We start from the raw sequence: 14,271 nt of genomic DNA, 5'->3' as shown, positions 1-14,271 counted from the left end.
CCTCAGCACACAGAATTCCTGACACCTCCCGTGGGCCTACCTCAATGATGTGTTGACCCGCCTGCCCAACCACCTGAACAGCCGCATCGACGAGCTGCTTCCCCACAACTGGCATCCCGCGCGCTGAGCGCGTCCGCGCTCTCATAGCCGCTCTCGATCGGCAAGGTGGGACGGCTGGCCGCTTACCTCTTACGTATTCCTGACGCATAGCTACTTGAAACGCTCCACATCAATCGGTAGAGCGAAGCTTGTTTTCACACGGTCGATTACGACCATAGTCTTGAACCACTTGATGTCCGGATTTCCCATGAAGAAGTTTTGAGTGAACGACTCGTATCGTTCCATATCTTCCATGGTGACGATAAGCACGAAGTCTGCATCGCCCGTGACGTAGTAACCAGCCATAACTTGGGGCTCGGCACGGATCGCCTTCTTGAAGCGATCCACGATGTCGGGGCGCTCTCGCTCCAAGCTTACTAACACGACCATCGCCACGTTCTGCCCGATCGCCTTCGGATTGACTATCGAGACGTCTCCTTCGATGATACCTTCGGCACGCAACCTCTTTAGTCTTCTCTGTACAGCAGTGGGAGAAAGTCCGACTGCCTCACCAAGCGCCTCGCTAGGTGTCTTGTTGTTTCGCTGGACTTCTGCGATGAGGCGGGCGTCGAGTCGATCGAGATTCATCCTTCTTCCAGACCAGTCGTGTTAAGAATTTGCGTTTTCCAACCGCACCAACCCCACTGCAGCTCGGGCACGCCGCTGACGAATTCCATCGCAAATCCGCCCCCGTTCGCGTAAGCTATGTTGGTTGGTTTTGCGTCTTGGCGATTAATTGCATTTTAATGCCGAGCCGAGTCGTGCTCGCGAAGCACCGTTTTGATAATAAAAACCAAACTACTGTTTATGTTTAATGAACCACATCGCAAACGGATCTGATCGATGCTTGTACCGCGTCCAGACCACTTTGCACTCAACGCATTGATATACCTGCGCCTCGGAAAGCAAGCCCTCGCCAACACTGCTAATATGTTTCCCTGAAATGGGAGTTAGGGCGTTGTGACCGTTGGCACAACGCGAATTGACATCGAGATCTTCGCAAAGGCGACAAATCCCTGCCCGCAGACAGTCATCCACTACGGCGGCGGTCTCAGCAATCCTGCTGCCTGGCGACAAATTGTTCGCCTCGGCCTTGTTGGAGGCCCTACTCCCTTGGCCATGCATACGACGAACGGCTGCCCAGTAGAGGACCATGATGGAATCAGACCCGGTTTGCATTGCCGCCTGTCTGCAACGCTCCAACTGGTGGCGTAGTGACAATCCAAATTCCGTTGCGGAAGCAAAACATATGACCCGCCCGCGAGCGTCTGCCCGGTCGATCAGCGCCTCAATTAGAACCGAAACACGAGCAATATAGTCTTCATCACCGTTGCTCCGCTTGATGGCTCGAGCATGTACTCGCTCGGTCATTGCCCGAACTTCTTTGTGGAGTTTGGCAAAGGCAAGAGAACGCTCGCGGAAAGCGCTTTTACTCCGCATGATGATAGGTGTGGAAACCGCGCTTGACCATCCTAGTACCGGGGCCAAAAAGCTGCTCTGGTAGCTTAGGTACGATATGCGAATGTATAGGCTTAAGTCGCAGTTGGCGGTACGATAGTCTCCGCTAATCAGCGAGGGAAGCGACGAGTCCATTGGGCGCGGCATCTGAGGTGCCATGACATACCTCGCTCTGTTAATGACAGGTTTATTTCGCCATTTCTCGATCCTAGCGCCTAAGTACGTTCTGCTGCTCGGCTCGTCCAGTCTTCTGGAAAGCGATTCGTTTTATCGAAAATCCGGTTGACCCAAGCCTCGCCAGGCTCTGGCTTCAGCCGGGGTTCCGTCTCAGCCATTCTCGAATGCCAGGAAACTGCTCAAGCACCAGCTCCAGATTCTCGCGAGCTTTGGTGAGCTGTCTCTTGAGATGCCAACTGTGGGCAAGCCATAAGACGGTTGCCGCACCAAGAATGAGCCGCTCAGATCCGCTTTCAAACAATCAGCACTCCATCTAAAACTTCAGGCTAGGCGAGGTGAAGCCCGCGTTTGTCAATCGCCATGCGTGGGCCGGAGGGGCAAGAAGGATGATTTCCACGCTCGCAATGGAACGTGCCATTTTCAGCAATTCAAACGACTCCCTTGTTGGCTCCAATCGCGCACAGAGCTCAAACCGCCGTCGGGCCCTCTGCGCCAAGCAGAATTAGCGCCTGCGCGGCGGCGGCACGTCAGTACACGTGCCTTCGTAGATCTCCGCCGCCATGCCGATCGATTCGCCCAGCGTCGGGTGCGGGTGGATGGTCTTGCCGATATCCACCGCATCGGCGCCCATCTCGATCGCCAGGCACACTTCGCTGATCAGGTCGCCGGCATGCGTACCGACGATACCGCCGCCGATCACGCGATGCGTTTCCTCGTCGAAGATCAGCTTGGTAAAGCCCTCGTCGCGGCCGTTGGCGATGGCGCGCCCCGAAGCGGCCCACGGGAACACACCCTTGCTGTACTTGATGCCCTGCGCCTTGCACTCGTCTTCGGTCAGGCCGGCCCAGGCCACTTCCGGATCGGTAAAGGCCACCGACGGGATCTGCTTGGCATCGAAGAACGCCTTCTCGCCATGCGCGGCTTCCGCGGCCACGTGGGCTTCATGCACCGCCTTGTGTGCCAGCATCGGCTGGCCGACGACGTCGCCGATCGCGAAGATATGCGGCACGTTGGTGCGCATCTGCTTGTCGACATCGATAAAACCGCGGTCGGTCACGGCAACGCCGGCCTTCTCGGCGCTGATGCGCTTGCCGTTGGGCGAGCGGCCCACCGACACCAGCACCAGGTCATAGCGTTGCGCCTCGGCCGGTGCCTGCTCGCCTTCGAATTTGACGTAGATGCCGTCCGGCCTGGCTTCCACCCCGACCGTCTTGGTATTCAGCATGACCTTGCCGAAACGGTCCTTGTTCTTCTTTTCCCAGACCTTGACCAGGTCGCGGTCGGCGCCGCCCATCAGGCCCGGCAGCATTTCGACGACATCGATCTCGGCGCCCAGCGTGCTGTAGACCGTGGCCATTTCCAGGCCGATAATGCCGCCGCCGATGACCAGCATCTTGTTGGGCACTTCGGGCAGCTCCAGCGCGCCGGTCGAGTCGACGATGCGCGGGTCTTCCGGGATGAAGGGCAGCTTCACCGCCTGGCTGCCAGCGGCGATGATGGCCTTCTCGAAACGGATCACGGTCTTCTTGCCGGTGGTCTGCTTGCCCTCGCCCTCGGTCAGCTCGACTTCCATGTGGTGCGGGTCGAGGAAGTTGCCGATGCCGCGCACCACCTGCACCTTGCGCGCCTTGGCCATGCCGGCCAGGCCGCCGGTCAGCTTGCCGACCACCTGGTTCTTGTAGTGGCGCAGGCCGTCGAGGTCGATCTTGGCCTCGCCGAACAGGATGCCGTGGGCGGCCAGCGCCTTGGCTTCATCGATCACGGCGGCGTTGTGCAGCAGCGCCTTGGAGGGGATGCAGCCCACGTTCAGGCAGACGCCGCCAAGCGTGCTGTAGCGTTCGACCAGCACGGTGTTCATGCCCAGGTCGGCGGCGCGGAAGGCGGCCGAGTAGCCGCCGGGGCCGGCGCCCAGCACCAGCATTTCGCACTGGATGTCGGCACTGCCGCTATGCGTGGCGGCTACCGGGGCCAGTGCTGCCGCAGCGGCCCGCGCGGGTGCGGCGGTCGGAGCCGGAGCCTGCGCAGGTGCCGGGGCAGCCGCGGCCTGCTGGGCCTCGACGGTGCAGATCACCGCGCCCTGGCCGACCTTGTCGCCCACCTTGACCTTGACTTCCACCACCTTGCCGGTGGCCGACGACGGCACGTCCATGCTCGCCTTGTCGGACTCCAGCACGATCAGAGACTGCTCCGTCTCGACCGTATCGCCGGCCTTGACCAGTACCTCGATCACTTCCACCGGGTCGAAATCGCCGATATCCGGCACCTTGACTTCGATCACACTCATTCTTGGTCCTCAATGCGCGCGGTCCGGGTGGCCTAAGTGCGCGCTGTAATTATTGATTGCCGCCGCCACGGGGCACCGCCCTCTAGCAGCCCTCGCGGTAATTTCAATCGTGCCTGCCCGACTCTTGTCAAACTCGATGCGGGTCTCGACACCAACGCTCGAAGATGGCCGGGGCATCCATGGGGTGGTCATGGCGCGCCCCTCTGGACTGACCGCCATGGCCATGCCCGTCAAAGACATGCCGCGGTTGTCTTACAGGAGGATGCGGCGGAAATCCGCCAGCAGCTGCGCGAAGTACGTGTTGAAGCGCGCGGCCTCGGCGCCGTCGATGACGCGGTGGTCCCACGACAGCGACAGCGGCAGCGTCAGTCGCGGCACGAACTGCTTGCCGTCCCAAACGGGCTTCTGGAACGACTTGCACACACCCATGATGGCCACTTCGGGCGCATTGATAATGGGAGTAAATGACATACCGCCGATGCCGCCCAGCGACGAGATGGAGAAGCAGCCGCCCTGCATCTGGTCAGGCTTGAGCTTGCCGTCGCGCGCCAGCTTGGCCAGTTCGCTCATTTCCTGGCTGATCTCCAGCACGCCCTTCTTGTCCGCGTTCTTGATCACCGGCACGACCAGGCCATTCGGGGTGTCGGCGGCGAATCCGATGTTGAAGTACTTCTTCAGCACCAGATTGTCACCGTCGAGCGACGCATTGAAGTTCGGGAACTTCTTCAGCGCCGCAACCGTGACCTTGATCATGAAGGCCAGCATGGTCACCTTGATGCCGGACTTCTCGTTTTCCTTGTTCAGCTGCACGCGGAAGGCTTCCAGCTCGGTGATGTCCGCTTCGTCATGGTTGGTGACGTGCGGGATCATGACCCAGTTTCGGTGCAGGTTGGCGCCGGAAATCTTCTTGATGCGCGACAGGGCCCTGTTTTCCACCTCGCCGAAGCGGGTGAAATCGACCTTCGGCCACGGCAGCAGGCCGAGCTCGCCACCGCCGCCGCCAGCCGCGGCAGCCTGGGCCGGCGCGGCGGCGTGGCCGGTCATCACGCCCTTGACGTAGTTCTGCACATCCTGCTGGGTAATGCGGCCCTTGGGGCCGGTGCCGGCCATTCGCGACACGTCGACGCCCAGCTCGCGTGCAAACTTACGCACCGACGGGCTGGCGTGGGCGGAATTGCCGATGACATTAGGAGCGGCTGGTGTGGCGGCTGGCGCAGCAATAGGAGCCTGCGTAGCTGCGGGGGCCGGAGCCGGTGTCATCGTGGCAGCAAGTGCCGGTGGCAGTGCCGGTACAGCGGCGGCGGCTGAGGGCGTAGCGGCAGGCGAATCCGCTCCTTCCAGAATCAGCAGCAGCGTACCTTCGGACACGTTGTCGCCAACCTTGACCTTAACTTCCTTTACCACGCCGCCATGCGGCGAAGGTACGTCCATAGTGGCCTTGTCTGATTCCAACGTCACGAGGGTATCTTCGGCGTTGATCGTGTCGCCAGCCTTGACGTGGACTTCAATGACGGGGACGGCGTCATAGTCGCCGATGTCCGGCACCTTCACGTCGATGGTGCCGCCACCGGCCGCACGGGCTGCCGCCGGAGCGGAGGCCGGAACCGGTGCTGCGGCAGCAGGCGCGGGAGCCAGGGCAGGTGCCGCAGCAGCAGCTGGAGCCGGGGCCGCGGCGGTCTGGCCGGCCGCTTCCAGCATCACCAGCACCGCGCCCTCGGACACACTGTCGCCCACCCTGATGCGGACCTCCTTGACCACGCCGGCCTGCGGTGAAGGCACGTCCATGGTGGCTTTGTCCGACTCCAAAGTTACCAGCGCATCCTCCGCGTTAATCTGGTCTCCTGGTTCCACGTGGACTTCGATGACGGGCACTGCACCGAAGTCTCCGATGTCGGGCAATCTAATTTCGCAAACTTGATTCATACTTTCTCTCGTGATCATTACCCGTCCTCGGGCCAGTGCTCGGTCACACCATGAAGGCTGTAGCGCCCACTTCTGCAGGGACCAGTACCCGAGGTTCGCGCAGTTCCATTGCCGAACCCGCGACGCTGTTTTTGGTTCGATCAATGCTCACGCAGCCACTCGAGAAGCGGACGCCTGACAGTCTTCAGGCCTCACTACCTGACCGAATCGATTTTAGGTTCCTAGCTGCGATATTTGCCGCTGAATTCGGTTGGCTTCGCCGACCATCTCAGCACAGGATGCTGCGCAAGCCCGGAGTTGTCAGCTGAAAGTTCTGACAATCCGTCTTGCTCTTATCCGAGATCTTCCAGAAGCGTTTTAGCCTCTTGCCAATCAGCAGTGACAAACCCCTCTGTGAATCGCCCATGGACCTCCGCCAACGTCAAGCGCGCAGGATCCGCCTTGCCTTGTCGTTGCCATAGCCGAGCCAAGCGAATGGCAACTTGTAACTCGACCGATGTGGCTCCATAGCGATGGGCTATGCCGATCGCTTCGTGAAAACAGGCTTCGGCTTCTTTGTCCTGCGCGGAGAGGCTAAATTGGGAGCCCGAATGCAGCTGAATCAAATCCCCTTTGAGTCGGAGTAGCATCGGGACATCGAAGCATTCGCCCGTCGTGTTCACCAGAGCGATTGCCTCACTCAGCACACTAAGTCCCGCCTCAGCCTGGCCAGACTTTCCATAGGCCTCCGCGAGGAGCGTTAGAAGAGTCGGCCGCCCCAGTATCGCCCCCGTAGCTTCGTAGGAGCTGAGGCCTTCCTTTATTTGGTCGATTCCATCCTTATGACTACCATGCTCGGAGAGTGCACTTCCGCGCAGGATTGTTCCCCACGCCCGATAAAGTGGGTACCCTTGGTCCGTTGAAAGCGCGATGGCGGCGTCTGCATACTTCTGCGACAGTTCCACCTCCCGCCGGCATCGATGCAGGTCCGCAGCGAAAATCAGACTAAGAGCAAGCGCGAATGGATCCGCGACCTGCCTGGCCAGCGCCATCGCCTCATCGCAGCGCACACGGGCTTGGTCCGGCGAGCCCAAATACCACAGTATTTTTCCCAGCGTGCTACGCATATGGACAGCGGGATTCTGTGCGTAGCGCAGCAGACGACTGTACGACTGCTGACCTGCTCGATGCAGCACCAACGCCTGCTCCGCGTGGGTTCGGGCTATCTTAATCTCGCCCATACGGAACACAGTGGTGGCAAGAACTCGGTGTGCCTCCGCAAGTTCCTCCGGCTCTTTTGTCTCAAACGCGAACGCGAGCAGCCGATCCGCCAAAACGCGAGCCGTACGGAATTGTGCGCGCAAGTAATAGAATGACCACAGCCCGTACTGTGCTGAAAACGACTCGGGTGTTTTCGCACCTTGCTCACACAAGGCCAGCGCACGCATGTATGTCGCTTCTACCTCTGGCGAACCATGGCCTCGTGCAGCTACCCAAGCCGGGCCAAGGGTAAGCAGTATCGTGAGTTCCTCGCGTGCGCGTTCAGGAGTATCCGGCACCGACTTGAGCAATTCGAGGGCAGCGTTCAGATGACGGATGGCATCGAGTTGGGCGGAACGCTCCAAGGCTTGTTGGCCAGCCAACTGCAGGTATTCGATCGCCTTCTGGAGGTTACCGCTCTTACTGTAGTGATGAGCCAACTCGCTGCAATAGTCCTTCAGCCGCCCCGGGAACAATGCCTCAATCGCCCGGGCAGTGCGCTCGTGCAGAACACTGCGCTGACTCGTCAGCAAGGAATTACCAGCTACCTCCTGCGTGAGTGCATGTTTGAACGCGTACTCGACCTCGGGGAAAGCGGGACGCTCATAAATGAAGTCTCCCGCTTCGAGGCCGCGCAGGAGGGAGTGCAACGTTACCTCCGGCAGTTTCGTAACATACTCAATCAGAGTATAGGGAAACTCTTTGCCGATAATCGCAAGAGTCTGCAGCAACTCCTTCTGCGCGACAGATAGCCGATCAATCCGTGCCGCCAACACGCCCTGCACCGTCGTGGGAATATGAAGGTCCAAGGGAGGCTTCTCGATCCGGTAGCTTCCGGCCTGGCCCAATAAAACGTTCTCCTCGAGCAGCGTCTTGACGACCTCTTCCATAAAGAAAGGGTTGCCTTCGGTCTTCGTCAGGATACGGAGTTTCTCCGGCGCGAGAGACGGGTGGTCCCCCAGCAATGACGTCAGTAACCCTTGTGCCACCGCTTGCTCTAGAGGTTCCAGATGCAGATCGGTGTGACAAACCTTGGGGACCCAGTTACGCGCGTACTCCGGCCGGAAATTGACGAGCAAGAGTATCTTGGCAACCGGCACCTGTTCGACGAGGATACTGAGAAACGCCTCCGTTTCAGCGTCCAGCCATTGCAAGTCTTCGAACAGGATCACGAGAGGCTGTTTGCAACTCTCGCGCAACAGCAGGAGCGCAATGGCTTCGAAAGTGCGCTGGCGCCGGACGACGGGGTCCATTGACGAAACAGTCGAGCCGGGCTCACTGATACCCAGCAGATACAGGAGATAGGGTAGTTGCGCTTCCAATGCCAAATCCAGCGTCAACAACCTACTCCTGACCTTCTCACCAAATAGGCTTTCATCATCCCGTGCGGAGATCTGAAAGTATGTCTTCAGCAGGTCAATCAGAGGCAGGTAGGGAAATGCCTTGCCATGTGACACCGAGACGGTTTCGAGCACCATGCAGCCCTTCTTCGAGCACGCCTTGAATTCATGGAACAGGCGCGACTTGCCGACGCCCGCTTCGCCCACGACAGCAACGATCTGGCCCTGCCCTGCCTTGGCCAGTTCGAACGCCTCAGTCAGGCGCTCCAGTTCGGTCTCGCGACCGACAAACCGCGCGAGGCCGCGGTGCGCCCCCACCTGCAGTCGCGTGCGTAAGGCGCCCAGGCCGAGCACTTCATACACCGCCAGCGGATCGCGCACCCCCTTGATTGGCGTTTGCCCCAGGGCCTTGAATTCGAAATACCCCTCGGTCAATCTGTGTGTCGACTCGCTGACGACGATGGACGATGGTGTTGCGACCCCTTCCATCCGGGCGGCGATATGAATCGTGGGGCCCACCGGGTCGTACTCAGTGCGCAAGTCGTCCTTGCGGATCGAGCGAACCACCACTTCCCCGGTATGAACACCGACCCGGATCTGCAGCGCAACGCCCAAGTCCTGCTGGACCCGGTCGCTGTGACAGCGCATGGTCTCCTGCATGCGAAGTGCAGCAAAAAGCGCCCGCAGCGCATGATCTTCGTGGGCAATTGGCGCGCCAAACAGGGCAAGGATGCCGTCGCCGAGAGCTTTGGCGACGTACCCTTCATAGTGATGGACGGCCTCCATCATTAGCGCCACAACCGGGTCAATCAGGCTGCGGGCTTCCTCCGGATCCAAGTCCTGGATCAACGCGGTCGAGCCAGCTATATCGGCAAACAGTGCTGTGATGGTCTTGCGCTCGCCGGCGGCCTGACCCCGGCCCTCCATCGCAGCTTGCTCGGCCAGGATTCGTTCAGCGAGATGGGGCGGCGTATAAAAAACGGGAGCGGGCGCAGCGGGCGTGGTCGTTGACGTTGGGATTGGAATTCCCAAGAGAGCATCCAAGGCGCCACCACATGCCCCGCAAAATTTCGCTGTCGGGCCGGATTCGTTGCCGCATCGCGGACAGACGCGAACAAGTTTATGCCCGCACTCCTCGCAAAAATCTCTTGGTGCCAGGTTCTCGAAGCCGCAATTTGCGCAGCGCATCTCGCCCCCTGCCGCATTCGTCTTGCCATGCAACAATAGAAGCACACCAGCCGTCCGGAGCAAGATACTGGCGATCAAAAATGCCGCTTACGACTTCAGGCAACCCGAATACTGCGGGGTGAGCGCCGGTATGCGCCCTTAAATTAAAAAAGGCGGCTGGATCTCTCCCGCCGCCAAACCCCAGTTGACGCTAGACTAAGTACCGCACAAATCACAAGAAGGCGAGCCGTTCCGAGCGGGGCCAAGAGCCCACCGCCGACATAATGCTGTCGAGTAAAGCGGAGTAAACCCTGCTGCTTGGCCGGGACCAGAACGAGCGTTCAGTGGCGCTCAGAATCGAGTGCGCATCCCTAGCGCGACGCCGGTGCGAGTACTGGCGCCAGCAAAGGGACCCAATGGGCTATTCGGATCGGTCACAGACGCCCCGCTCAGCCAACTCCTATCCGCTTCCAGGTAGACATCCGTACGAGCGGACAGGCTGTACATCGCGACAAAGTAAGCCGATTGAATAAGCCCCGATGCGCCCCTTGACGCGCCGGCGACGTTGTCGCGCATGTATGTAGCAACAAAGCGCCATGCGGACGATGGCTGATAGGTCAAGCCGAACACTCCTGCTCGATCGTGGCGCTCGGAGGTTTGAGTATTCGGCCCTGCCGCAGTATTTGCGTTACTACCGATGCTCGTGTTGGCCAGCGGCGCGTTGGTGCCGCTAGCTCCCACGATAAAGCCGGCGTCACGGCGCGAGTCGATGTAGTAGCCATGCATCGTAACGTCGCCGAACTTGTACTTCCCGCCGGCGGTCCAAAGCGTTAGATCACGGCCGTTGGCATCTCTAGACTGTTGACCGGCACCACCCACTACGAGCCCGCCAGCCGTGTAGGTCGATGCAAACTGCATGGTTCGCCCCCTGGAAGCGTTTCCAGCCTGTTCGCCCAGCGAGTATTGTGCGTTTACGCCAAAACCTCCCCACTTATTCGTGTATTCGATCGTGTTGTCGTAGCGAAGGCCAATTAGCGATGTCTCCCAACTGATCTCCGCCGTATTTGCAGTATTGATGGGGTCGACCTGCGCGATGAAAGTGTAGGTGGAGCCGTACTGCCGACCTACCTTGACCGTGCCCAACGAGCTATTCGACATCCCGACCCAAGCTTGCCGACCAAACAACTGTCCTTGTTGGCCGCTCTTTCCTGTATCGTAGCTAAATCCGCTTTCCAGCGCGAAGATGGCCTTGTTACCGGCTCCGAGTTCTTCTGTGCCGCGCAGCCCCCAGCGTCCACCATTGAAAACACCTTCATTGAGGGCTACCAATGTTTTGGGGCCGTTGGCTGAAGGCTGATTGGTCGAGTAACGAACAGCGGCGTCGATAACACCATACAGGGTGACGCTAGATTGCGCGTAGGCATTTCCTGCGGCAACTGTTGCACCAACCAATAGTCCAATCTTATATTTCACGAATACTCCTCCTCATTTCCTGCACGGAAACTATTTTTAAATCTCTACGAGACTTCTTATGTTCGCCACAGAAAGCGGCTGCAATTAGACGAGTTCAAAAAGATAAAAATAAACCAAGCCTCCTTTCGTAAAGGCAGAAATCACTACTTAAGTTAGTTATCCGGCGGACAGCGGCTGCTGCAGTAAATCCAGCAATGGCGAAATGTCCCCACTTCCAAGACCCTCTACAGCGTTCACCAGACTGCGCTGGCGGACTTCCGGGAGTACGGCGGCCGTAGCGGTGCGGAACTTGTCCACCAAGTCTCCCCAAGACATCGGATTGGTCGCCTCCCCGCGTGGCGGTGTAACGGGCGATTCGAAGGTCTGTCCTCTTCCTTCAACTACTACCCGAGCAAGCGTCTCGCCAGGGCAGCGCGCTTCCAGCTGAGGATCCAATACCAGTTGGACTTTCTTTGCGAACTCGACCACATCTTGCCGACCGAGTACGGCTTCGGTAATGGGCAACATGCATGCGCTTCCGGCGAGCGCCGAAAGTGCAATACAGTAGGGAATGCTGTACTGGACCTCTGTCAGATTGCGCGGGTCCGTACGATTGTCGATATCAAGCGCCCACTGGAAGGTGTAGATCCTGACGGCCTGTATCTCTTCGGCGGCAAGCTTGCTCTCCTGCACGACTAACTCAAAGCCTGCAAGCGCCGGATGTACATACCGGCAGCTGGAATACGGTTTGAAATAGATGCCTTTAATGGCATGCGTGGCGCCTAAATCCCTCAGCACAACGTCCCGGTTGTAATGCGGCAGGTGGTCCAGAATGTCCGCGGGTCCGCTCAGTCCATGCCGCGCTAGCTCGATGGCCGCGCACGCCGTTACCGCGGACCAAGGGATCGCTTCCTTGACGTCGTTCCCCATTAGATCCGAGTAGCCCGCACTACCGTTCGCCGTCAGGTTGGGGCTCTGTACCCCAGCGATGGCAAAAGCCTGACAGATCTGGTCAGCTGGAAGCTTGAACAATCGGCCCAACGCTGCGACAACGCCGTAGCCGGTCCACCGGCCAGACCCGTAGCCATATCCCATCCGCGCCGGCGCCGAAGCCGCTGCCGCCCTTACTGCAACCTCGTACCCGGCGACGACCGAACCCAGAAACGCGTCGGCTCCTGCCCCTATACTTTCAGCGGCCGCCAGAGCGGCTGGAATGACTGCCGCGCCGGGGTGACCACGCGCGGCTCGGTGACCATCATCCAGATCCAGCACGGAAGCCGTGGTTGAGTTCGCGAGGATCGCTCCCGCTAGGCTTGTCGATTCTCCTTTGAACCAAATGGCGCACTGACCCGGTCCGAACTGTCCTTTAACGAGCTCTTGAGCGCCCCTGGACACGTAGGAATCTATGCCCGCTGCTGCAGCCCCAAGCAAATCGAGGACACACTTTAGAGCTGCTTCCCGTAAAACAGGCTCATGAATGTCGATGTAGCCATCTTCCACATACGCAGCAAGTCGGTATGCGGCGAAATTGTTGCTTTCCATGATTGGCAACTGTTTTTTCGTGATTGACGGACGACTGACTCCAAGCCGCGTCACTATTTTGCGTGTCGCGAGCTAGTCGAGATCCTTGCTGATGGCAATATATCTAGTCGAAGATTTGACGGTTCTTCTACCCGCTGCGTCAGCAACCGCTGTATGTGCCGCTCGTTGATAGCGAGCCGGCTAAACAAACGGCAGCACCAGTCTCCAACAGAGTTTAATTTTCAGCCTTCAATCCGAGCGTCTTGATGGCGGATCCGACGCTCGCGTAGTTTTCCGTGACGTAGCGCGTTGCGACGGAAGACGAGCCATAGATCGCCATACCGTATTGCTTTCGGGCAAACTCCTTATAGGCAGCCGATTCAGAGAATTCCTTGAGGAGCGAATTCCACCAGTTCACAACTTCCGGCGAAAGGCCTGCCGGGCCGATTACACCGTATTTGAGAGAAACCGCTAGCGGATACCCAAGATCCTTCAGGGTAGGGACTTGCGGCTGGGCGCGAAGCTCGCCCGTCTCGACAATGAGACGAACTTTTCCGGAGGCAAGCAGTGGCCCAAAGTCGCTAGATACGACGGCATCGATATGCCCTCCCAACAGACCGGAGATCGCGTCCGCGCCACCCTTGTAAGGAACCGTCGTGGCATCGACTCGCTCCCGCGAGAAGGCCGATTGGACAAGAATCTGCCCGAGAGTATTAGCCCCTGCGGTGCCCCATTTGAACTTTCCGGGATTGGCACGCGCATAAGCCAAGACATCAGCCCATGTATGGAGCGGACTGTTCGCAAGAACAAACATCGGATACGGCTGCGCCATTACCAACCCCAGATAACTGAAGTCCTTGGTCGGGTCATAAGACAATTTCTGGAAGTGCGGCACAACGAACATTGCGCTCGGACTCATCAGCGACAGCGTATAGCCATCAGCCGGTGCACGCTTCGTCGCTGCTGTTGCAATCGTGCTGGCCGCGCCAGGCTTGTAATCGACCACAATCGTGGCGCCTCGGCGGTCGTGAGCGAACTGGGCGAGTTGGCGAGCGATACCGTCTCCAATGCCACCCGCTGAATAGCCAAGGATTAGCATGACGGGCCGATTCGGGTACCGATCTTGGGCGCTGACAGCCGTTCCTGCGAAACAGAAGACCAAAAGAAAGATGAATCGAAACAGGGTCATCATTTTCACTCCTTAATAGTGGATGTGTCGGGATCGCTCTATTTTGAACAGCTGGCTTAGTAAGCCCGAAACGTCTGGCGGAGGCCTGAATAGAAGACTGTCGCCTGGCCTTTCTGCGGGCTCATCCCGGGAATTTGGGCAATGTGTGCCGATGGCCCGAAGCGCATTAAGCGGAGGATCCCGCTCAAACTAAGGGATGCCTTTCAGCAATCCATGCGCCTCTCCATCGTCCGAGGAAGCTCCGTTGACTCAGGAACAAACCGCTTGACACGCGTTCCTATAATCGGTACAGTGTTCCTATATGTAAAATAGTACGCGCGCCCCTCCTTCATGTCAATGAAAGAAAGGGGCTGTACGTACTTCCCCGAGGTCAAATCGAGCCGAAGTGGCGTCCTAGGGCGTGTTCACACTAATTGGATTTA

Annotated in this window: 8 protein-coding genes and 1 pseudogene; 1 reads left to right on the top strand and 8 read right to left on the bottom strand. The window is 58.8% G+C overall.

Annotated features, from left to right (window positions below; translation table 11 throughout):
- Positions 1 to 28: 28 nt before the first annotated feature.
- Positions 29 to 127, top strand: a pseudogene (locus CF68_RS36185) (transposase domain-containing protein); the annotation flags it as partial.
- Positions 128 to 210: 83 nt separating this feature from the next.
- Here CF68_RS36185 and CF68_RS10260 read toward each other — a convergent pair.
- The 8 genes from CF68_RS10260 to CF68_RS10230 all read right to left on the bottom strand — a co-directional run bounded on the left by CF68_RS10260 (position 211) and on the right by CF68_RS10230 (position 13,852).
- Positions 211 to 687 (bottom strand): Lrp/AsnC family transcriptional regulator, encoded by a 477-nt coding sequence (locus CF68_RS10260; RefSeq protein ID WP_035818155.1) that lies wholly within the window; start codon positions 685 to 687, stop codon positions 211 to 213.
- 210 nt (positions 688 to 897) lie between these two features.
- Positions 898 to 1,470, bottom strand: a complete 573-nt coding sequence (locus CF68_RS36180) for a hypothetical protein (protein ID WP_235205729.1) — start codon at positions 1,468 to 1,470, stop codon at positions 898 to 900.
- 766 nt (positions 1,471 to 2,236) lie between these two features.
- Positions 2,237 to 4,018 carry a dihydrolipoyl dehydrogenase gene (gene lpdA, locus CF68_RS10255; protein ID WP_035818154.1) on the bottom strand — a complete coding sequence of 594 codons (1,782 nt, stop codon included), beginning with the start codon at positions 4,016 to 4,018 and terminating at the stop codon, positions 2,237 to 2,239.
- A 252-nt stretch (positions 4,019 to 4,270) separates the two neighbouring features.
- A complete protein-coding gene (gene aceF, locus CF68_RS10250) occupies positions 4,271 to 5,941 on the bottom strand; it encodes a dihydrolipoyllysine-residue acetyltransferase (RefSeq protein ID WP_035818153.1) in 1,671 nt (556 codons plus the stop codon).
- Positions 5,942 to 6,273: 332 nt separating this feature from the next.
- Positions 6,274 to 9,708, bottom strand: coding sequence for an adenylate/guanylate cyclase domain-containing protein (locus tag CF68_RS10245; protein WP_035818152.1), 3,435 nt, complete (start codon positions 9,706 to 9,708; stop codon positions 6,274 to 6,276).
- Between the two features lie 330 nt (positions 9,709 to 10,038).
- On the bottom strand, positions 10,039 to 11,160 hold the full coding sequence (locus CF68_RS10240) for a porin (protein ID WP_035818151.1): 1,122 nt from the start codon (positions 11,158 to 11,160) through the stop codon (positions 10,039 to 10,041).
- Between the two features lie 156 nt (positions 11,161 to 11,316).
- Positions 11,317 to 12,681: an MmgE/PrpD family protein gene (locus CF68_RS10235; RefSeq protein WP_035818159.1), complete on the bottom strand. Its 1,365-nt coding sequence runs from the start codon at positions 12,679 to 12,681 to the stop codon at positions 11,317 to 11,319.
- A gap of 214 nt (positions 12,682 to 12,895) precedes the next feature.
- Positions 12,896 to 13,852 carry a tripartite tricarboxylate transporter substrate binding protein gene (locus CF68_RS10230; RefSeq protein WP_051591484.1) on the bottom strand — a complete coding sequence of 319 codons (957 nt, stop codon included), beginning with the start codon at positions 13,850 to 13,852 and terminating at the stop codon, positions 12,896 to 12,898.
- Between the last annotated feature and the right edge of the window lie 419 nt (positions 13,853 to 14,271).

Source organism: Cupriavidus sp. SK-4 (assembly GCF_000611125.1).
Classification (GTDB): Bacteria; Pseudomonadota; Gammaproteobacteria; order Burkholderiales; family Burkholderiaceae; genus Cupriavidus; species Cupriavidus necator.
This window is presented reverse-complemented; position numbering and strand designations above follow the sequence as displayed.

What these genes read in the sequence shown, in the direction of transcription:
- CF68_RS36180 (WP_235205729.1), bottom strand. Translation starts at nt 1,470, where the DNA reads ATGACCGAGCGAGTACATGCTCGAGCCATCAAGCGGAGCAACGGTGAT.
- aceF (WP_035818153.1), bottom strand. Translation starts at nt 5,941, where the DNA reads ATGAATCAAGTTTGCGAAATTAGATTGCCCGACATCGGAGACTTCGGT.
- CF68_RS10245 (WP_035818152.1), bottom strand. Translation starts at nt 9,708, where the DNA reads ATGCGCTGCGCAAATTGCGGCTTCGAGAACCTGGCACCAAGAGATTTT.
- CF68_RS10260 (WP_035818155.1), bottom strand. Translation starts at nt 687, where the DNA reads ATGAATCTCGATCGACTCGACGCCCGCCTCATCGCAGAAGTCCAGCGA.
- CF68_RS10230 (WP_051591484.1), bottom strand. Translation starts at nt 13,852, where the DNA reads ATGATGACCCTGTTTCGATTCATCTTTCTTTTGGTCTTCTGTTTCGCA.
- CF68_RS10235 (WP_035818159.1), bottom strand. Translation starts at nt 12,681, where the DNA reads ATGGAAAGCAACAATTTCGCCGCATACCGACTTGCTGCGTATGTGGAA.
- lpdA (WP_035818154.1), bottom strand. Translation starts at nt 4,018, where the DNA reads ATGAGTGTGATCGAAGTCAAGGTGCCGGATATCGGCGATTTCGACCCG.